Genomic DNA, 21,298 nt, shown 5'->3' with positions numbered 1-21,298 from the left:
GCCCTTATCCCTGGTTAAAAAGCTTAGTAAACGGAGGCTCCTGCGTTTTATGTGGCGGTGCCAGTGGTACGTGACCTGGTGCATCGGGAGCTTCAACCTGAGCCTGACCAAAATTAAAAATGCGTAGCAAAACAAGATGATCAAGCTTTGCGTAGGGTATAACGACAGGTCGTCCCGGCATAATATAATGGACTGTACCAACAGGCAGGCCTGCGGGAAAAGCACCAGCCTGGTCGCCTGTGACGACACGCTCTCCTTCCAGCGGGTGTATGTCCTGCGCATAATACATGAGTTTGGGCATAGGGGAGTTATCGCCTGCCATTATGGCAGGGGCATGGCTTGATTCAAGCAGTACCGGCAGGCGGCTTGAAATATCGGTAATCAGCAATACACGGGCTGAATGAGCGCCGGTTTCTGTTACACGCCCTGCCAGCCCGTTAGCTGCGAGAGCAATATTACCTGCTTTTACACCACTGTCTGCTCCTGCAATCAGCAGGACAGCACGCGCATAAATACTGCCGCTATCTGCAACGACTCGTCCCGTGACAAAGGTTGGAGCGTCTTCGGGAATCCAGTGCAGGGCCGTTTTGAGTGAATCGTTTTCTCTGGTCAGAGAGACTGCGACATCATACCACCGGCGTAAATTCTCATTCTCTGTTCTGAGGCGGGTATTTTCCGAGGCGAGATGGCTGGCTTCATGTAAGGCCGATGTGACAGCAATGGCGCGCTCTTCCGCTGCGGTCACAACCGACCACACAGGGGCCAGAGCATCGGCCACACACATACGCACCTTCTCGCTTCTTTTACGATCAGCCTGACCGGCAATTATAATACCGGCAGAAAGAAGAATGAGTGCGGGGAGCGTAAGCCTGTTCAGGGCCAGGCGGAGCTGAATGGAGACAGGAATCACGGTTATACAGCCCCACTGTATCGTAAAGTGCAGACACGCAGGAGGGGAAGTCTCCTCTGTCTCATGGTTTACGATACATCCTTTCTGTCACGCAGGCCGAAGAGAATAGTATTAATCGTCAGAGAATCTTGTTTCAACAGAACTCCCCGACGATACTATAGTAATTAGTACATCGATGTCAGCACATTCTGGAGGCGTTTCATTTCTTCCAGTGCGCGCCCGGTGCCCAGAGCAACACATGAGAGAGGGTCTTCGCCAACTGTGACAGGCAGACCGGTTGACAGACGCAGCACATCGCTCAGACGGTAAAGCAGAGCACCGCCACCGGTCAGCACAATACCTTTGTCGACAATATCCGCTGCCAGTTCAGGAGGGGTGTTTTCAAGTGCTGTATTCACAGCATCAATGATCTGGCTGATCGGCTCCATCAGGCTTTCAGCAATCTGAGCCTGAGAGACCTGTACCTCGCGGGGGACGCCGTTAATCAGGTCACGCCCTTTGACATCAAGCCAGGGGCCCTGGTCATCCGGGTCGTCGGGCATCATGGCTGAGCCCAGTTTTATTTTAATGCGCTCGGCAGAACTCTCACCAATAAGCAGATTATGTGTACGCCGGATGTAGGAGATAATGGCGTCATCCATTTTGTCGCCACCAACGCGTACAGAGCGGGCATAAACGATGCCACCCAGCGAGATAACAGCAACCTCGGTTGTGCCGCCGCCAATATCGACAATCATGCTGCCTGAGGGCTCTGTCACAGGCAGGCCGGCCCCGATAGCTGCAGCCATAGGCTCTTCGATCAGGAATACACGGCGTGCACCAGCACTTTCGGCACTCTCCTGAATGGCGCGGCGCTCAACGGCTGTTGCTCCTGAGGGTACGCAAACGATAATCTGCGGGCTGGTAAAGGCCCGGCGATTATGTACTTTGCGAATGAAATGTTTGATCATTTCTTCAGCAACATCAAAATCGGCGATAACACCGTCGCGCATCGGGCGAATAGCAGTAATATTGCCCGGTGTACGGCCAACCATCAGCTTTGCTTCTTCCCCGACCGCCAGGACCTGCTTTTTGCCTTTAATTTCGGTAATCGCAACGACTGACGGTTCATTAAGAACGATGCCGCGCCCTTTAACATAGACAAGAGTGTTAGCAGTACCCAGGTCAATTGCCATGTCAGCGGACATGAGACCTAGCAGACGAGATAACATCCAGGACTCCTGGTTTAAGGGCCGCACTATGTGATCGTAACAGCAGAGTAGTGAGGCCTTTTTCTCTGCATGGATCAGATTAATTCATATGAAGGAGGAATTACCTATGCAGCACCTGAGGCACAAGACCTTTTCGGCAAGAAACATTACGAAAAAACATTAACAATTGTTTTCTATACCGGGGGAGAGGGCTTTACCCCCGGTATAATCAGCTCAGACTGTAAGTGCTTCTGGCTCCGTACGGTCACGTTTGATCAGTAATTTGTTCAGTGCATGAACGTAGGCCCGCACGGCAGAGACAACCGTGTCTGCATCAGCGCCCTGGCCATCAACCATTTTTCCGTCTTCTTCAAGTCTGACTGACGTACGGGCCTGAGCATCTGTTCCTTCAGTTACAGCAGCGACTGAGAACAGCGCCAGCCTGGCATCATGTGGAAATGCAGCCTGAAGTGCATTAAATGCTGCATCAACCGGACCGTTGCCAATTGCCTGACTTGTGATGACCTTGCCTTCAACATTAAGCGTCAGCTCTGCGTCAGAAGGCTGGCCAGAGACAGAGGCAAGCTTCAGATGTTCAAAACGAATATGTGCATGGTCACGTACTTCGTCGTCTACCAGAGCGATGATGTCTTCATCGTAGACTGCTTTTTTTCGGTCTGCGAGGTCTTTAAAGCGTGAGAAAGCATCGTTCAGCTTGGCATCATCCAGGCTATCGTAACCCAGGCTTTTCAGCTTATCACGGAAGGCTGCACGCCCTGAGTGCTTGCCCATGACCAGTGATGAGCGGGTCCAGCCAACGCTTTCAGGGGTCATGATTTCATAGGTTGCGGCATTTTTCAGCACCCCATCCTGATGGATGCCGCTCTCATGAGCAAAGGCATTACGGCCAACAATGGCTTTATTCGGCTGCACGTCAAAGCTGGTAATGGTTGCCAGCATACGTGACACCTTCAGCAGGTCAGGTGTGTTGATGCCCGTTGTGAACGGGTACTGGTCGTTGCGGGTGCGCAATGCCATAACGATTTCTTCAAGAGCGGCATTGCCGGCACGTTCACCAATGCCATTAATAGTGCATTCGATCTGGCGTGCGCCACCTTCGACACTGGCCAGTGTGTTAGCAACGGCCAGGCCAAGGTCATTATGGTTATGAGCTGAGAAAATTACCTGATCAGCACCGGGTACGCGCTCACGCAGCATAGAAAAAATACGCAGCATGTCTTCCGGCGTGGCATAGCCTACGGTGTCGGGGATGTTGATAGTTGTGGCACCGGCTTTAATAGCAGCTTCAACACAGCGACACAGAAAGTCAGGGTCTGTGCGGGAGCCGTCTTCGGCTGACCATTCAACGTCGTCTGTCAGGTTGCGGGCTGCTGTATTGCCGGTGGTAATCAGTTCCAGAACAGTCTCCGGCTCCATCCGCAGTTTATATTTCATATGCAGCGGAGAGGTGGAGATAAAGTTGTGGATACGTTTGCGTTCAGCCTGAGCCAGTGCCTCACCTGCGGCGGCAATATCTTTTGCTCCACCTGTGCGGGCCAGGGCACAGATGACAGACCCTTTCGTGTGCCGGGCGATCTGATTAACGGATTCGAAGTCCCCTTTTGAGGCGACCGGAAAGCCTGCCTCAATAACATCCACACCTAGTGTGGCCAGAGCTTCAGCCATACGCAGTTTTTCAGCCAGGTTCATTGAGAACCCGGGAGACTGCTCGCCATCACGCAGGGTGGTGTCGAAGATGATGACGCGGCTTGCGTCTATTTTGCCGAAAGAGGGGTGATCGAATGACATGAGAAATGTCCTTGTAAACGGATTCTGAGTTCGGAAAGCAGGCTACAGTTCACTATCCCCTAAGCGTGACGGCACGAGGCCGCTGTGACCGCTCAGGGGCAGATAAGTCGTAGGAGGAGGTCCGAAGTCAGAGACGCGCGTTTCGCCTGCGCCATTATGGCACACCACATCAGGTCAGCGGCGAAAGGGACGGAATTCATGCGGGTGACCATATAGGCATGATGAGCCGAAGGCAACTCAGTTTCTGGCGCGAAATGATGTAAAAGCAGCGTGATTATATTTGAAGTGAGAGTTATTCTTTACCCTGTTTAAGAGCTTTCTCTGTTCTGAACTGCCAGATTTTCTCGAATAACAGGTTCGAGCTTGTCGTGAAGGCATGGTTCATAGTGCTGTTTTTTACGTGCCATAAAGATGAGGTCATTTCCTCATTATGTCCGACAAGAAAGGGGCAGGTCGTGACGATTTTCAGGTCATCATGTGCTTCAAGGTAACGGTCAATCGTGTTGTGTCCGACATCAGGGTTTGTTTCATCCCATTCTGCGATTAGTGCCAGTGCGTTGCGTGAATAGACATTGCACACCATGCCGACCATGCGGTTAAGCAGAACACATTGCCGTCCGTCTGCCTCAAACACTGAGGAGATGATGGCGTCAGGGTGCAGGTCAGAGATGAAGGCCGAAAAGACATCCCACCTGCAATGCTCCTGGCGGATTTTCAGAGCAAAGCTGAGAATATCTTCGGGGTTCATCCCTTCTGTAAACTCAGCATCATCTTCAAAAATAAGAGCCTGTTCGACCCCGGCCTCAAGTAGTTTTTTGGCAAGGTATTTAAAGCTGCAGGCAGCCCCGACCCACCCCGGTGTGGCACGCAGACCAGGAAACACCAGCGCGGCAGAGGTTTTGCTTTTTAATAATTCATGGCGTTCAAAGGTTTCGGGCAGGCTGAGTGCAATAAGCTGAGTTTTTATTTCATGCTGCGCGCATTGATCATAGAGGGCTGAGAAATCTGTTGCTCCCAGAGCCATCATCAGGCGACAGAGAAAAAAGTGAAAATCACCTTCACTACCGGGTTCTGGCACATAAAATACTGAGGGGTAGGTAATGCCCTGCTGTGCAAGAGCTTCTATCTCCTGCTGTGATTCTGCCAGTACGGCCCGTGAGTCTTTTAATATTGCCACATAGTTCTCAGGCAGCGAACCTGGTGTAAATGCTGGCTGCACACATATCCGGTGGGTAGCGGGAGGAAGTTCCTCAAACTTTTGCGGGTTAATGACAAAACAGAACTGTGCTGTGCAGATATCTGGCATGGAGCTGACAGTCTCAGCTTTCAAGCCAGCAGCCGTCAGAGCGGCACTAAGTGCGCGTGCCATGCCGGATGTATCATCCGGTCGGGAAAGAATGAGGATAGCGCCTGGAGTATATGCGCAATCTTTAACGGAGGGACGTGTTACCCCCGCCTTTTTTAACAGAGTGCGGATGTCAGCAAAGCGGCCTGTCGCGAGAAGCTTTGCAAAGGTCAGCCCCTTATGTGCCAGTCGGGCTATTACTCTGAGTGGTGCTGTCAGCCGCCATGATGATGAGGCCTTCAGGCTCGCCAGTGCATGGCGTGAGGCCTCCGCCTGCTGGTGCAGGCTCTGAATTTCAGCCTGAAGATCGTTTATTCTTTTGTTATGTGAGGCTTCCTGCTGGTCGCAATGCCGGGAGAGCTCTCTGACGCGAGTTCTGTAAAAAGAAAGATTTTGCCTGACTGTCAGAGCATCTTCAAGGAGAGAGGTCAGGTCAGACGTCTGCTTATCCAAGAGGAATGCTCCCTGCTTTTATGTGCTGTCTCTGTTCGATACACGATGGCCAGGTAGCAGGTAAATATGAGGGTGCTGGCCTGTGCCTTCTGGCTGTATCGGTCAGGCGAGGTGAGGCCCCCCTGAACGTTAGCCCGAGAGAGCCTGTCTGTCGCGCAGGCTATGCAGCACAAAGAGCATAACCCCGAGCAGAACTGCGGCAAAGGTCTGGTGCACAGCCCCGGCCCATACAGGCACCACCAGCAGCAATGTCGTCACGCCAAGGGCATATTGTATCAGCACAGCCCACCCCAGCAGCATCATACCATTATGGGTGCGACTCCCCACGCGAAATGCTTTGAGCCCGATGGCCAGGGTTGATAAAATTGTCAGTGCGGTCAGAGTTGCCAGCAGCCGGTGGTCAAACTGCACAGCTGCGGTGTTGGCAATCCAGTTCATCCACATCGGGCTTAATGCAGAATAGTTTGTGGGTATAAGGTGCCCCTCCATTAGTGGGAAGGTATTATAGGCAAAGCCTGCATGTGTACCTGCTGTAAAGCCACCGGCAATAATGGTCAGGCAAATCAGTCCCATCCCAAATTTCAGCATTACACTTGCCAGCCGTGCAGGAGCTGAGGGCTCAGCTGAAGTTTCAGCAGCAGGGGCAGGCCAGCGGACAGAAAATGCTGTCCAGAGAATAGCGACATATAAAATCAGAGCAGCACTCAGGTGCAGCACCAGCTTAACAGGTTCGACAGCTGTGCTGCCAGGGCGAAAGCCTGAGGCCACCATAACCCAGCCAATACCACCCTGAAGACCACCCAGAATGAAAAAGATAAAAAGCCTGATACCCAGAGCCCGGGTGATCATTTTTTTATAGATAAACAAGCTGAGTGGCAGAATGAGCACCAGGCCCATCAGGCGGCCCCAGAAACGGTGAATCCACTCAGCCCAGAAAATTTTCTGAAAACCGGCCAGACCAAATCCTTCATGCTGAAGATGATATTGGGGAATGGTCTGATAGAGTGCAAAAAGCCTCTCCCACTCGGCATGCGACAGAGGTGGAATAAAACCGCTGACAGGCTGCCAGTCCATAATTGACAGGCCCGAACCAGTCAGGCGGGTTATGCCGCCAATGGCTATCATCCCCAGAATCATAAAGCTCAGAACAAAGAGCCAGCCAGAAATTAACCGGCGATGATGGGGGGCCATATCGGCAGAACGGAGCGGAGAAGAGGACATGGCAGCCTTTGTGTCATCAGGATGATATCTGTTTGAAGGGTTTAAACCCTGCTTGCGGGTTCCTGCAAGAAAATGCTAGCGCCGGTGCATGACGTTTGTTTCGCCCACCTTCATGCAGTCCGTTACAAAAGTTCTGCGTCCCGTTATTATGCTTGGTTTGCTGGCGGCGGGCGCTGTGATGCTGCGCCATCTGCCGGGTTTTGATCATATCTTTAGCAGCACAGAGCTTTTGCGGCACGGATTCAGAGGGCGGTGCCTCTTTATATGTGGTGCAACCTTGTGGTGTGCGTTTGGTCTGCCCCGGCATATTGCTGGTTTTGCTGCAGGCCTGGCCTACGGGCCGGCCGAGGGTATCTGGCTGACAACTATAGCTTCGTGTGCCGGGTGTGCTGCTGGTTTTTACTGGTCACGCCTGGCAGCGCCTGGATGGGCGCGGGAAAAAATGGGGCAGTATTTTAGCCGCATTGATGTGCTTGTAAGGCAGGAGCCTTTTCTGAGTGTGCTTACTCTGCGCCTTTTGCCTGTAGGATCCTCATTGTTGCTGAATATTTTTGGTGGCGTCTCAGGTATGAGGTTTTTCCCTTTTCTGGGGGCGACAGCTCTTGGGGGGCTGCCTCAGAATCTGGTTGCTGTTTTACTTGGTGCTGGTGTTCGTTTTGATGCCGCATGGCAGGCTGTCGCCGGAGGCGGGTTATTCGTTTTGTCTGCTGTGCTAGGTGTATGGTTGTGGCGTGGCTCGCGTCTGGGCAGGCTGGTTTCACCTGAAAAAGAAGTCTTTCCTCGCGATGAGAGGTTATAATCAGGTGCTGACGGTTTGTTTTACTTAAAAAATATCAGGAAAGCATAGTGTAGTGCTTTCAGTTGCCTTGTTTGTAATTGCAAATTTTTGTTAATTTCTGGAGTGCCGTATGGCTTCTGCTTCCACATCACAAAAAACGGCGACAGGTCATCCATTTGGTGAAAAAATACCTGGCTGGCTGGTGTTGCTGCTGGGGTTTCTGACGGCTGTTGGCCCGATTTCAACAGACATTTATCTGCCTGCTTTCCCCGCTATGCAGCAGACGTTGCATACAAGTGCAGGCAACGTGCAGCTTACACTCTCCATCTGGTTTGTCGGTCTTGCCATTGGGCAGCTCAGTGTTGGCCCGCTTTCTGACCGGTTTGGCCGCAGAGGTCCCCTGCTGATTGGTTGCTTTATTTATGCTCTGGCTTCGGCTGTCTGTGCGTTTGCAACTGATATTGTGACTTTTTCTGTTGCGCGTTTTGTTGCGTCTGTCGGGGCTTCTGCCAGTCTGGTTATTCCAACCGCCTGCGTCAGAGATGTGGTGCCAGATCGTAATGCCGGAGCAAAAATGATGTCACGGCTGGTTATGGTCATGGGGGTTGTGCCTATTCTGGCTCCCATGCTGGGGGGGCTGGTTGTGGCGGTAACCTCCTGGCGGGTTATTTTCTGGGCTTCGGCCGCTTACGGTGCTTTTTCGGTTTTTTTCGTTCTTACTCTGCTGCCTGAAACACTTCCGCCAGTGCGTCGCAATACGCTGTCAGTCGAGACGCTGCTTGGGCGTTATGCCATGTTGCTGGGTAATCGTCCGTTTAGTTCACATGCATGGATTACCGGCTTTTCGACTTTTATGCAGTTCAGTTACCTGACTGCTGCCTCTTTTGTGTTCATTAAAATGTATGGCTTTACGCCATTGCAGTTTTCGATGCTTTTTGGCTTTTTCTCAGTGTTTATGATTGGTGCCTCACAGGTTAATGGTATGCTGGTCGGGCGCATTGATGCTGGCAAACTGTTAGGCATTGCAATTAAAATTGCGGTGGCTGGTGCGGCTCTTCTGGTTGCTGTCGTGATCTGGACCCAGTATTACGCATCCCCTCAGATACGGCCATATTCTGTGCTGTTTATTATCGGTGCTATGCTGCTGACCCTGGCACCAACCGGCATTATTTATCCTAATGCAATGATGGGAGCACTGGCTGACCATGCAGCTCTTGCCGGAGCAGCAACGGCGCTTGCAGGTACAATGCAGTATGTGCTGGGTGCTCTGGCTGGTGTTGTTCTGGGGCAGTTTTCTGCGGTTTCAGCTCTGCCAATGGCCTGCTGTATGCTGTTTGGCACCGTGGTTATGCTGGTGATTAGTTTTTTTCGGCCAGATGCACAGAAAGATCAGGTATAAGCAGAAATCTGTATCCCTGATGCATTTTATCTAACACATGATGGTATGACACCAATGAGAAAGAGCCGATAAATTATGGCGCGGCATCCGGCGAGACGAGCTCATATTCTGGCACTGATTGGTGCAGGTTTGTTAATTGTTACCTTTGGTACTATGAGTATCGAGCTTGGTAACGAGATGGCCCGCCGGGGGAATATTGACCGCCAGAGCACAACGGCGGGCAGTTATCTGCGCACGTTGCACCGTGCGACGAGCCGTGCGCGTATTTGCTATTATGCCTGGCTTGCCCGGAATAAGCCTGATGATGCCAGTTGCTACAGCAAAGCAATTGGTGAGCTCGAAAACGCTTTATCTGATTATAGCTCTTTCAGGTCGGTTCAGGAGCGTGTCGGCGCTAATCGTATTGAATCACTCAATATGGTAGGGCAAAATTTGCAGGCTATTGCGGCCTGGCCCTCAGGTGTTACAGAAATGCCTCAGGGGGGTGAGAGCCTTCTTTCCGCTCTTGATGAAAATCTGTCAGTTCTCAGTCGGGTCAGTACCCTTAATCAGGCAGGGCGTGTGGCAGATATGCTGCGTAACACGGGCTGGCAGCGGCGTTTGTTGTTGCTGGGTGTTCTGACTGGTGTGCTCAGTCTTATTGCTGCTGGGTGGGTTCTTGACCGTTCTTCACTTGTCGCAGCCAGGGCTGAGGCCTCATCACGTGACCTGGCACTTCGTCTGCGTGCAACGCTCGACAGCCTGAGCCTGGGCATGGCTGTGTTTGGTGCTGACGGGCGCCTGTGGCACTGGAACGAACAGCTGTCTCTGATCCTCGGGCTTAAGAAAGATTTTCTGAAGCTGGGGCTGCATTATGATGAGCTGAATGCTGTGCTGGTCGCCGGCAACATGTCTTTTCTTGAGCCTTTTGGCCATATTAAGCCCTTTCTCGACCGAGGTGAGGATGTTCCGCCCGTCCTTACAGAGTGTAAAGGCCCCGATGGTGCTGACCTTGAGGTGTGTCGTACGTTTTTTTTCGCGGCAGATGGTGCCGCATCGCGCCATGGTTTTGTGCTGACAATTGCAGATATCAGCCTGCGTCTGCGTAGTGAGCGTGCACTGGGTGAAGCGCAGAAACTGCGAGCCCTCGGGCAGCTCACAGCAGGCATTGCTCATGATTTTAAAAACCTTCTTACGGTTATTCTGGGTAATCTTGAACTGGTTACAGATTATGAAGGGCCTGAAGATATTGCACGTCGTCAGGAGTATATTTTTGCAGCTACCCATGCCGCCCGTCGCTCAGAGGCACTGACCGGACAGTTATTAAGCTTTATGCGCCGGCAGACCACGAAGCCGGATTCCCTTATGTTTTCGGATTTGTTCTCTTTTCTTAACGGGTTGCTGGCCCGTGTTATCGGCTCTCATATCATGGTTGAATGTTGTGATGTGGCTGGTGTCTGGCCAGTCAGAGCTGATCCTGCCCAGCTTGAAAGTGCTGTGTTGAATCTGGCTATCAATGCGCGTGATGCCATGACAAAGGGCGGTAAGCTCAAAATCGAAGCCCGTAATGTCGTGTTTGCTATGAACACAGATCTGATGAGTTTGCCACTTGAGGAGGGCCGCCACCGACGGGTGGTGTCAGACCCGACGCCGCTGCCTGCCGGTAACTGGGTTCGTCTTGATGTGACAGACACAGGCAGCGGTATGACAGACGACGTGCTGCATCGTTTGTTTGAGCCGTTTTTTACTACCAAAGGGGAGGGAGCCGGGACTGGCCTGGGGATGCCAATGGTTCTGGCCTTTTCACAGCAGGTAAACGGTCGTGTGATGGTTGAGACCGGCACAGGCCATGGTACGGTTGTATCACTCTGGCTGCCTTGTGCTGCAACAACCTGTAAGCTTGAAGAGACAAAAGTTTTGGTTGCAGACACGGCGGTAAAAACTGAAGCCTGCCAGGCCCGTGTTCTTGTTGTTGAGGATGATGCCGCCATTCGTGATATCGTTGTCACAATTATGCAGATGGCAGGCCATGAAGTTCTTGAGGCTGAAGATGGTAAGCAGGCGATAGAAATTGCAACACAGCAGGAGAAGCTCGATCTGCTGATTACCGATATCCAGCTTCCGGCACCGTTTGATGGTCTTGCTCTGTCACAGGTTCTCTCCGGGCAGAATCCGGGGCTGGCTGTGGTGTATATGTCGGGTGAGCTGACATCTGAGAGCGCAAATCTGCCAGGTGGTGTTGAGGGAGCCTCTTATCTGGCCAAACCTTTTAGACGAAAGGAACTGGTGCAGGCCGTTGCAACAGCTCTGAATAAAAACTAACAGCTTTGACGGGGTTTCTCTTGCCTGATGACCATGTGGCGGGGTAGAGCCTGTGCCGGCTTGGCCTGCCCGCAATTGCGATGGCGGGATGACAGGGCGGATGTGAGGTGCACCCGTTTTTATGTCTGCAGCTCAGAAGACACCAGGAAGGGACAGAGAAGTCATGACAAACCGCGAAGAGATCGATCTTAAGCGTTATATTCGCAATATTCCGGACTTTCCTAAGCCAGGCATTCTGTTTTACGATATTTCGACTCTTCTGCGTGATGCTGATGCCTGGCAGATTGCTATGGCACGTGTGGCACGGCAGGTTGCACCATGGCAGCCTGATATGCTCGCAGCGGTTGAATCACGTGGGTTTCTGACCGCGGCTCCTCTGGCCGACCGTCTTGGCTGTGGCCTGCTCATGATGCGCAAGCCAGGTAAACTGCCAGGTGAGACAATTTCTCATACGTATGACCTGGAATATGGCAGTGATACACTTCAGATTCAGGCTGATGCAATTAAGCCTGGTCAGCGGGTGGTTGTGATGGATGATCTGCTGGCAACCGGTGGTACACTGGCAGCTTCTGTCGCTCTGCTGCGCAAGGCCGGAGCCAATGTTGTCGGTGCGTCTCTTCTGGTCGAGCTGACAGCCCTCGGCGGCCGCGAGAAGCTTGATATACCAGTAAAAACTTTGCTTTCATATGAAGACTGATACAGTCATTACGGCGTTGTAGTTTCTGCCTCACATGATAGTGCAGCTTGCATGTGAGGCAAAGGCTGGTGCTAAAGATCACTCTTCGATACATTCCGGAAATATTTTGATTTCTGGAGTTGAAAAAAATAATGACCCGGCATTCGCAGGATCTTGTCTGGCAGGATAGAGCCAGCGCACTTTATGAGCGGGTAAAGGGTGTTATTCCTGCTATGGAGTGGGCCACTTTTGCGGATGATGTCGCAGCGATCCTCAGACTGAAGGAGGAGCATAACGCTGTCATTCTGGCGCATAATTATCAGACACCGGAAATTTTTCATTGTGTATCCGACATTGTTGGTGACTCGCTGGCTCTGGCTCGTGAGGCACAGACCGTTGAGGCTGATATTATAGTTATGGCCGGGGTTGAGTTCATGGCTGAAACAGCCAAGCTACTTAATCCGTCAAAGACAGTCCTTATTCCCTCAGCTGAGGCAGGTTGCTCTCTGGCTGAGTCGATTACGGCTGATGATGTAAAACTTTTGCGCCAGCGTTACCCCGGTGTGCCGGTCGTGACCTATGTGAACACATCTGCTGATGTAAAAGCGCAGAGTGACATCTGCTGTACCTCAGGGAACGCCAAAAAGGTGATTGAAAGCCTTGGCGTTGAGGAAGTGATTATGATCCCTGATGAGTTTCTTGCGCAGAATATTGCGAAAGAAACAGGGGTGAAAGTCATCACCTGGAAAGGTCATTGTGAAGTGCATGAGCGCTTTACCCCGCAAGAAATTCGTGAGTGGCGCAAAGCTTACCCCGGCCTTGTTGTGCTGGCTCATCCTGAATGCCCGCCAGAGGTAGTGGCTGAGGCTGATTTTTCAGGTTCGACAGCGGGTATGTCAGATTATGTTGCTTCAGCTGAAAAATCATCGCGTGTACTGCTGGTGACAGAGTGCTCAATGAGTGACAATCTCGCTGTGCAGCATCCTGATGTTAACTTCGTGCGTCCGTGTAATTTGTGCCCGCATATGAAGCGCATTACACTTGCGGCAATACGTCATGCGCTCGAAACGCAGACTGTGCCAGTTACGGTAGATGAGGCCGTAGCCGAACCGGCCCGCCTGGCTATTGAGCGTATGCTCGCTGTCTGATCGCTGTTTTTTCTTTCAGGAAATCACCGGATGTTATTCCCTCTGCCCGATATTATGCTTGAACCTCTGGTGCGTGCCGGTCTGCTTGAAGATCTGGGGCGTGGAGGGGATATTACAACCGGGGCCCTGATTGGCGAGAGCGATCGTGTGCGGGTTGTGGTCAGAAGCCGTGAAGCAGGCGTTCTGGCAGGACTGGACCTGATGCGTCTGTCTTTTCACCTGACAGACCCGCAGTTGCATTTTGAACGGCTGAAAGCTGAGGGAGATACCCTTGCTGCCGGGGATATTGTGGCAGTTGTTGAAGGTTCTGCCCGCGCTGTGCTGACGGGCGAGCGTGTGGGCCTTAACTTCCTCTCTCACCTTAGCGGTATTGCCTCTGCCACAGCGGAGGTTGTGCGTAGTGTTGCAGGTACAAAAGCACAGATTTGCTGCACCCGTAAAACACTGCCGGGTTTTCGCGCGATTCAGAAATATGCTGTGCGGGCAGGAGGCGGTGTTAGTCACCGTATGGGCCTTGATGATGCTATTCTGATCAAAGATAATCATATCGCGCTGGCAGGTAGTGTGGGCGCCGCTGTGGCACGCGCACGGGCAGCGGCAGGGCATATGGTCAAAATTGAGGTTGAGGTTGATACGCTCGCCCAGCTCGATGCGATTCTGAACGAAAAGCATATAGATGCTGTGCTGCTTGATAATATGTCGCCCGATGATCTGAGGGCCGCAGTGCAGCGTATTGATGGCCGGTTTCTTGCTGAGGCTTCAGGCGGTATTACCCCGCAAACAGCTCCTGCTATTGCGCAGACCGGGGTTGATCTGCTCTCGCTGGGCTGGCTTACTCATTCTGTCAAAGCGCTTGATTTCGGACTTGATTTCGAAAAGGCACTCTGAGCACTTTACGCCTCACGCGCATGTAATTTCCTGACCGGGTGCTGTAACGCGCTTGCGACAAGACAGCTGACATTGCTTTATGGAACAGTATCAGCATTCGTGTTGATCAGGAGTAAGACATATGTCACCTCAGTCCCCGGCATACTGGTCAGACCAGCAGGTGCGACAGTTTTTGCACTCGTTATTTGAAGAGGCCGTTGCCAGTGTGCAGCCCTCTCTTGTTCTGGCTGGCATGTTGCCTGAGAAACCGAAAGGACGCTGCGTTGTCGTCGGGGCAGGCAAAGCTTCAGCTGCTATGGCTGCTGCCCTTGAAAATGCCTGGCCGGATGTGCCCCTTGAAGGCGTTGTCGTTACCCGTGACGGCCATGCGGTGCCAACACGTCATATTACTATTCTTGAGGCCTCTCATCCTGTACCTGATGCCCGTAGCGAATCGGCAGCTCAGGCTATTTTAAAGGCTGTATCGGGGCTCGGCCCTGAGGACATGGTTATTGCGCTGATCTCAGGTGGCGGGTCGTCGCTGCTGGTGTCTCCGGTGCAAGGCGTAACCCTGGAGGAAAAGCAGAGTGTGAATAAAGCGCTCCTGCGTTCAGGGGCGACAATTTCTGAAATGAATGCTGTGCGTCGTCATTTGTCAGCTATTAAAGGTGGCAAGCTGGCGCAGGCGGCTTACCCGGCCAGGGTTGAAACTTTTGTCATGAGCGATGTGCCCGGTGATGACCCGGGGGTTATCGCCAGCGGACCAACGATATTCTCTTCCGCCACAGCGGCGGAGGCTCTGCATATTATTGAGCGTTATGGCATTGAGCTGCCTGACAGTGCCCGGGTCGCGTTGTTTAAAGAAGCTGAGACAGAAAAAAAACGCACTCAGGCCCGGCAGGTTAATGGCGCGGTGCACATGATCGCAACACCGCTTCAGGCTTTAAAAGCCGTTGCAGAAAAGGCTGAAAAAGCGGGTGTTGCATCACTTATCCTGGGTGATGCGATAGAAGGCGAGAGCGCTGCCGCTGGTGTTGTACTGGCAGGGGTGGCGCGTTCGGTCAGGCAGCATGGTTTACCTGTTGCCGGGCCTGTTGTGTTGCTGAGCGGTGGTGAGACAACAGTGACGATTCGTAAGGGGGAAGCTGCAGGCCGTGGAGGGCGCAACACAGAGTTTTTGCTTGCTGCTGCTCAGGCTCTGGCAGGTGAGGCAGGTATATGGGCTCTGGCAGGTGACAGCGATGGTATTGATGGCACGGAAGATGCTGCGGGAGCGATCATTACCCCGGATACGTTAATGCGGGGACAGCAGGCTGGGTTAAGTGCATCTGATTTTTTGAAAGGGCACGATAGTTATAGTTATTTCAGCGCGACGGATGACCTCGTGATAACCGGCCCGACTATGGTGAATGTCAACGATATACGGATTATTTTTATACAATAATTATAGCACGGTCTGATAGCCGCTATAAAAAAAGCCCCGCGATGATTGCTCGTCGCGGGGCTTTTTGACGTGTGCTCCTGATAAATCAGAAGCACTATGTCTTAGCTCAGGTCTTACTGAGCGTCGTCTTCACCCGTGTGGGTCTGTGGTGCAAACGTCCATCCGGCACCATAAGGCTGTGGATAGAACAGACCCCATGTTGCGGTATCAACACCACCTTTGCCCCATGTGCGTGTTGGTGCATCGATTGGCGTATGCGTAACGCGCAGTTTCTGAATGTCAGAAGCTGTAACGTTAGCTGGTGCTTTATTGCCCCATGAGGTGCGGATAAAGTTCACAACATCAGCGATTTGCTGGTCAGATAGCGTTGTTTTGTAAGCTGGCATTGCAACAGCTGATGGCGCCCAGTTGGTGGGTGGGAGAATGCCACCATCAACAACGATATGCGCGACAGATGTCGGGTTGTCAGACACAACAGCAGGGTTGCCTGCGAGTGGCGGGAACATACGAGGCACGCCACCACCGTCATTACGGTGACAGATAGCGCACTGTTCAACATATGTTTTTGCGCCGGCTGTGATAGCTGTGTTGCCTGAATCAAGAGCCTGTGCTGTTGACGGGTCGTATTTATAGTCACCCTGAGGTGCAGGTACAGCAGGCAGAGATTTCAGGTAGCTGGCAATGGCATGCAGGTCAGAGTCTGTGAAATACTGAGAGCTCCAGCCTACAACGTCAGCCATGGCACCGAACACAGCTGCATGGTCAGTACGGCCTGATTTAAGGAACTCGACAATATCGTCCTCAGACCAGCGACCGATGCCCTGAACAGGGTCACTGCGCAGGCTTGGTGCGATCCAGTTATCAATAATGCCACCGCCGCTCAGGTAAACAGGACCGCCAGAGGCGTTCATTGCTTTTTCCTGCATGGCGAAACCACGGGGTGTATGGCAGGCGCCACAATGTCCGGGGCCTGTGACAATAAATTCGCCACGGGCAACATCAGGTTTTGTACCTGGTGCCGGTGTAAAGGGTGCTGGTGTCGGGGCGAACATCATGCGCCATACGGCCAGTGGCCAGCGCATAGAAAGCGGCCAGGTAATATCTTCCGCTTTGTTAGGCTGTGCAACCGGTTTCACGCCGTGCATGAAATAGGCATACATCGCTTTGATGTCGTCATCAGGAATGTTCGAGAAGGAAGGGTAAGGCATAGCAGGGTAGAGGGTGCTGCCATCCTTACGAATGCCACGTCTTACGGCGTCAGCAAACTGTTCCTCTGTATACGTTCCGATACCATCTGCCGCATCAGGTGTGATGTTGGTGGAGTAGATGGTGCCAATGGGGGTCTGAATAGCCAGGCCACCGGCAAAAACCTTACCATGCAGGCTTGTATGACAGGCTACGCAGTCACCAAGGCGAGCAAGATACTCGCCTTTTTTAATCAGCTCACCGTCTGTGCTCTGGGCATGGGCGAGCGATGTGCCTGCCAGAAGACCCACAAAGACGGTTCCAAGAGCTGCTTTGAGTCCTTTAATCATTGCGTTTCCCCGCGAGGTGCTTGAGGGCGGAAGTACTGTATGACTCGTGTCGCATCTCATGGCGTGACACCAAGAGTCGGATTAGCAGGGATGTTCTGCTGGTTTTTACGGGCATCAACTTCGCGCTGATAGGTCTCATTGGCGCGTTTGATAATGTACTGACGAATATCGTCAATCTGGTCAGGCTTCATGTTCGCATCGAAGCGATCCATACCGTAGGCGGTCAGTGCACCACGTCCTACAACATTATAGAAGGCATCCTGGTGGCGGATAGACCCGGACCAGCGCAGATCAGGCAGCACACCACCGGCTTCAGCGTTGTCACCATGGCAGGCAGCACAGTAGGTCTGGAACAGGAAGTAACCCTGCTCTGTCACTTTGGTATCATACTGTGCAGGAGGTTTAACCGGCAGGAAGCCCCTGTCGTTCTGTGGTGGCAGAGCAGCGTTACCTTCAAGTGCGAAAGCGACAACACGTGAGTGGTTAACTGTCCAGCCAGAGGTACGGGCCATGCCGCCCATAAAGAACGGATAAATACCGCCCCAGCCCACTTCTACCGCAACGTACTGTTTGCCGTTTACGCTATAGGTAATTGGTGGTGCGATGATGCCGCTCTGTGCGTCAAAATGGAACAGGTCTGTGCCATTGGTTGCGTCATAGGCATGGAACTCACCATTAGCGAGACCCTGGAAGAGGAGGTTACCACCGGTTGCCAGAATACCACCGTTCCATGGCCCTTTATGGTCAACAGTCCAGGCGGGTTTCTGTTTCTGCGGGTCCCAGGCAATAATCCAGCCTTTGAGGTCTTTCATGAATGCCGTGCGGGCTTCGGGTGTGTCAGGCAGGCCAATTTTGGCCATGTCCAGCCCGAGGTTCCAGGAATCTTTATGAGGCTTAAAGCCACCAACCTGGTTTTTATAAACGAACGGAACCTGCTGTGCCGGGATATAGACCAGATTTGTCTTCGGGCTGTAAGCCATGGCCGCGAAGTTATGGCCGCCCAGGTCACCAGGGATGCCGTACCATTCTTTGCCGGTCAGGGTCCAGAGAGCGTCGGGGTTGAAGATCGGACGACCCGTTTTAGGGTCAAGACCCTGAGCCCAGTTCTCATAGACATAGTTTTTGCCGGAGATGAATTCACCGGTTTTGGCATCGATAATGTAGAAGAAGCCATTTTTAGGTGCATGCACGATCACATGGCGCATTTCGCCATTGATGGGCATATCCAGGGTCATAACCTGCTGAACTGAGGTATAATCCCACTGGTCCATCGGGGTTTCCTGGAAGTGCCAGACATATTCGCCTGTCTCAGGTCTGATAGCAACGATGCTGCCCAGGAAGAGGTTATCGCCAATACCGTCTGAGCGGTATTTGTAGTTCCATGGAGAGCCGTTGCCGATGGCCAGGTACACCAGATCTGTGACCGGGTCATATACGATCGAGTCCCACACAGTGCCGCCGCCGCCCTGGCGTGTCCAGGCACCTGTCGGGCTCCATGTTTTATAGGCAATGTTCATCAGCGCATCGTCAGATGCGGCATGGTCGGGCTGATTTTTATTGTTTGGTACGGTATAAAAACGCCATTTCAGCTTGCCGGTTTCTGCATCAAAGGCAGAAACAAAGCCGCGGGCACCAAATTCTGCCCCGCCGTTGCCGATAAGAACCAGACCTTTGGCAATACGAACGGCACCGTCAACAGTATAAGAACGCTGTTTGCCCAGAGCGGCATCCTGCGGGATTGTGTTGACTTCCCAGACTTTTTTGCCTGTTTTAGCATCGAGAGAGATCAGACGGCCGTCAAAAGTTCCAAAAAATACTTTTCCGTTCCAGTATCCAGGGCCACGGTTTACAGTATCGCAGCAGCCGCGGTCAGCAATGTTTCCTGGTACCTTGGGGTCATATTCCCACAGAAGTTTACCGGTTGCTGCATCCAGTGCCTTCATCTTAGACCAGTTGGTTGTGGCATACATGACGCCATCGACAACCAGCGGGGTGCCTTCCTGACCACGGTTGGTATCAAGGTCAAAATACCATGCCAGTTTCAGTTTATCCGCGTTTGAGCGGTTAATCTGATCCAGGGGGCTATAGCGCTGCTCGCTGTAGGTGCGACCGTAACTTAGCCAGTTTTCAGGATGATCATCCGCATGGATGATAGCCTGCCCCGTGTCGGCTACAGGTGCGGCCTGGGCAGAAAGAGGTGTCAGAGACATAGATGCAGCAAAAATTGTTCCTGCTGCGAGCAACCCTTGCAGAGAATATCTCTTAAGGGGGGCGTATCGGGTCATACCGTTCGTGTCCTCGGGCTGGTGGTGAGGAAAAAACAAAATGTTAGCGGATCAGCTGGTTTTATCCGTTACTGTTCCGATATGGTCTACTCTTTTTCCTGACGGAAACCGAGCAGGAATTTGCGGTTCTTATTACGGTTAATTACCATCTTTTCAACTCACTATCATGACATAACGGATGGTTATGAGGCATGCAGTTGCGTAGGGTAGCTTTCTTCTTCTGTGTAGTGCACAGTTTGTTCTGTCTTCCATGAGCTAAAAAGTGTGAGTGTACTTACTGTTGTGGCCGGAAGGCGAAAAGCGTGGTGAAGCTGCATCCAGGCGCTGATATCTTCAGGGGCAACCTGCGAAACTTTGCAGAACGGGATTGTCAGAGGGGTTGCCGGACGGACAGGTTTAATACCGATTCGCTTTAAAAGAGTGTCTGTTTTCAGACTCAAATGTCTGAGTTGTGCTGAGCGGACTCTGACTTCGAGTGAAATAGTTTCATTACGTGAAAAAACATCAAAATGTTCAGGCTCAAGTGGCATATCCGGCGTGATGGGTAATGTGCTGAGCGCGTGATCAAGTTCGGCCGCTGCCTGGCGTGAGGGTAACGTGCCGATAATGCAGAGTGGCAGCATTAAAAAGGAAACCGGTTCCCAGTATTCTGTCCAGAAAGAGTGCTGGAGTTCAGCCAGAGGAGCCCGAATACTTTCAGGGAGTGTAATTCCGAGGGTAAGATACATTGAATCCTCGTCTTTATAACCTTATGTTTCAGGCAGGAAAAAAGCCAGCAGCTGATTGTCCCTGACGCTGTCACGCTCAAGAGCAGCACGAAAACAGGGCAGAGGTCGCACACAATACAATACAAATCCTTCTTTTTATCGTATAGTGCATAATGACTACGAGATGACAACAAAAGCTGGTCTCTTCATCATTTAAGGAGAAGTAAAACATGTCGTTTGGTCACGACTTCCGATCATCAGCCACCACCTCGGGGTGGGGTGCACAGGGAGCGAGCCTTGATGCCGGCCTGCGGGCTTACATGCTGCGCGTTTATAACTGGATGGCGTCAGGTTTGCTGCTTACTGCTATAGTGGCTTATGTGGTTGCCTCTGGCAGTTTGCGGCATCTGCTTTTCCATGCTGTGCCACGTGCCGGCGGGCTGGTGGAAAGCCCGACTATGCTGGGCATTGTAGTTATGATGGCGCCTCTGGCATTTGTACTTGTTATGTCTTTTGGCATTAACAGGCTGTCGTTACAGGCTGCTCAGACATTGTTCTGGCTGCTTTGCGCAACGATGGGTGCCAGCCTTTCGAGTATTTTGGTTCTTTATACCGGTACGTCTGTTATGCGGGTTTTCCTGGTGACGTCCTGCATGTTTGCTGCGACCTCTTTGTGGGGATACACAACAAAAGCAAATATGATGAAATTTGGCTCTTTTCTGATGATGGGGCTGTTTGGTCTGATTATTGCTGGTTTTGTAAATATTTTTCTGAAAAGCCCGGCTGTCTATTTTATTTATAGCGTGATTGGTGTGTTCATATTTACGGCTTTTACAGCTTATGATGCGCAGCGGATTCGCGTTACATACTCTCAGTATGCAATGTATGAGGCTCCTGAGATTACAGCGAAACGCAGCGTTTATGACGCCCTTGCTCTGTATCTGAACTTCATTAACCTATTTCAGTTTTTGTTAAATTTTATGGGTGTGCGTAATTCTGATAGTTAAGTTTTTTATATTGTTTTTATATTGTAATAATTTTTTATGCATCTCGAACGTAAAAACCCGGCAGAAATGTCGGGTTTTTTTATGAAAAAACAATTGCAGGAAAATAGTAATCAGTACCAAAAGAGTATGCTTTTATGAGGTAAAATCAGGGGTAGTTGTATATTTTATGTATGTTTGTAATTTTTAATCCATGTGATGATTTTTTTTATTTAATTAACTGTTT

16 protein-coding genes are annotated in these 21,298 nt (G+C 51.7%); 8 read left to right on the top strand and 8 right to left on the bottom strand.

The window, feature by feature from the left end:
* Positions 1–4: 4 nt before the first annotated feature.
* The 5 genes from mreC to GOB58_RS01490 all read right to left on the bottom strand — a co-directional run bounded on the left by mreC (position 5) and on the right by GOB58_RS01490 (position 6,898).
* Positions 5–910 (bottom strand): rod shape-determining protein MreC, encoded by a 906-nt coding sequence (gene mreC, locus GOB58_RS01510; RefSeq protein WP_173559134.1) that lies wholly within the window; start codon positions 908–910, stop codon positions 5–7.
* Positions 911–1,074: 164 nt separating this feature from the next.
* Positions 1,075–2,121, bottom strand: coding sequence for a rod shape-determining protein (locus tag GOB58_RS01505; RefSeq protein ID WP_086553519.1), 1,047 nt, complete (start codon positions 2,119–2,121; stop codon positions 1,075–1,077).
* Between the two features lie 213 nt (positions 2,122–2,334).
* Positions 2,335–3,909 (bottom strand): 2-isopropylmalate synthase, encoded by a 1,575-nt coding sequence (locus GOB58_RS01500; protein ID WP_173559133.1) that lies wholly within the window; start codon positions 3,907–3,909, stop codon positions 2,335–2,337.
* Positions 3,910–4,201: 292 nt separating this feature from the next.
* Entirely contained in the window at positions 4,202–5,707 is a 1,506-nt protein-coding gene (locus tag GOB58_RS01495; protein WP_173559132.1) for a glycosyltransferase family 25 protein, read from the bottom strand.
* A gap of 129 nt (positions 5,708–5,836) precedes the next feature.
* Complete coding sequence (locus GOB58_RS01490) at positions 5,837–6,898, bottom strand: COX15/CtaA family protein (RefSeq protein WP_173559261.1); 1,062 nt, start codon at positions 6,896–6,898, stop codon at positions 5,837–5,839.
* Positions 6,899–7,016: 118 nt separating this feature from the next.
* Here GOB58_RS01490 and GOB58_RS01485 point away from each other — a divergent pair, with 118 nt between their 5' ends.
* The 7 genes from GOB58_RS01485 to GOB58_RS01455 all read left to right on the top strand — a co-directional run bounded on the left by GOB58_RS01485 (position 7,017) and on the right by GOB58_RS01455 (position 15,541).
* Positions 7,017–7,727, top strand: a complete 711-nt coding sequence (locus GOB58_RS01485; protein WP_143216337.1) for a TVP38/TMEM64 family protein — start codon at positions 7,017–7,019, stop codon at positions 7,725–7,727.
* Between the two features lie 109 nt (positions 7,728–7,836).
* On the top strand, positions 7,837–9,105 hold the full coding sequence (locus tag GOB58_RS01480) for a multidrug effflux MFS transporter (protein WP_086553516.1): 1,269 nt from the start codon (positions 7,837–7,839) through the stop codon (positions 9,103–9,105).
* Between the two features lie 75 nt (positions 9,106–9,180).
* Positions 9,181–11,406 carry a response regulator gene (locus GOB58_RS01475; RefSeq protein ID WP_173559131.1) on the top strand — a complete coding sequence of 742 codons (2,226 nt, stop codon included), beginning with the start codon at positions 9,181–9,183 and terminating at the stop codon, positions 11,404–11,406.
* Positions 11,407–11,569: 163 nt separating this feature from the next.
* Positions 11,570–12,103: an adenine phosphoribosyltransferase gene (locus tag GOB58_RS01470; protein WP_086635669.1), complete on the top strand. Its 534-nt coding sequence runs from the start codon at positions 11,570–11,572 to the stop codon at positions 12,101–12,103.
* A gap of 131 nt (positions 12,104–12,234) precedes the next feature.
* On the top strand, positions 12,235–13,230 hold the full coding sequence (gene nadA, locus GOB58_RS01465) for a quinolinate synthase NadA (RefSeq protein ID WP_173559130.1): 996 nt from the start codon (positions 12,235–12,237) through the stop codon (positions 13,228–13,230).
* Positions 13,231–13,260: 30 nt separating this feature from the next.
* Positions 13,261–14,118, top strand: a complete 858-nt coding sequence (gene nadC, locus GOB58_RS01460; RefSeq protein ID WP_086635594.1) for a carboxylating nicotinate-nucleotide diphosphorylase — start codon at positions 13,261–13,263, stop codon at positions 14,116–14,118.
* A 121-nt stretch (positions 14,119–14,239) separates the two neighbouring features.
* Positions 14,240–15,541: a glycerate kinase type-2 family protein gene (locus GOB58_RS01455; RefSeq protein WP_173559129.1), complete on the top strand. Its 1,302-nt coding sequence runs from the start codon at positions 14,240–14,242 to the stop codon at positions 15,539–15,541.
* 113 nt (positions 15,542–15,654) lie between these two features.
* Here GOB58_RS01455 and GOB58_RS01450 read toward each other — a convergent pair whose 3' ends face one another.
* From GOB58_RS01450 to GOB58_RS01440, 3 genes are all read right to left on the bottom strand, one after another.
* On the bottom strand, positions 15,655–17,076 hold the full coding sequence (locus tag GOB58_RS01450; protein ID WP_173559128.1) for a c-type cytochrome: 1,422 nt from the start codon (positions 17,074–17,076) through the stop codon (positions 15,655–15,657).
* A gap of 56 nt (positions 17,077–17,132) precedes the next feature.
* A complete protein-coding gene (locus GOB58_RS01445) occupies positions 17,133–19,361 on the bottom strand; it encodes a PQQ-dependent dehydrogenase, methanol/ethanol family (RefSeq protein ID WP_173559127.1) in 2,229 nt (742 codons plus the stop codon).
* A gap of 182 nt (positions 19,362–19,543) precedes the next feature.
* A complete protein-coding gene (locus tag GOB58_RS01440; RefSeq protein WP_086635592.1) occupies positions 19,544–20,089 on the bottom strand; it encodes a 2'-5' RNA ligase family protein in 546 nt (181 codons plus the stop codon).
* A 209-nt stretch (positions 20,090–20,298) separates the two neighbouring features.
* Here GOB58_RS01440 and GOB58_RS01435 point away from each other — a divergent pair, with 209 nt between their 5' ends.
* Entirely contained in the window at positions 20,299–21,075 is a 777-nt protein-coding gene (locus GOB58_RS01435) for a Bax inhibitor-1/YccA family protein (protein ID WP_086553508.1), read from the top strand.
* Positions 21,076–21,298 lie beyond the last annotated feature (223 nt).

The sequence above is a fragment of the Acetobacter thailandicus genome, from assembly GCF_011516655.1.
In the GTDB taxonomy this organism is placed as follows: domain Bacteria; phylum Pseudomonadota; class Alphaproteobacteria; order Acetobacterales; family Acetobacteraceae; genus Acetobacter; species Acetobacter thailandicus.
The sequence above is the reverse complement of the archived record's forward strand: the minus strand, read 5'-3'. Positions and strand labels throughout refer to the sequence as shown.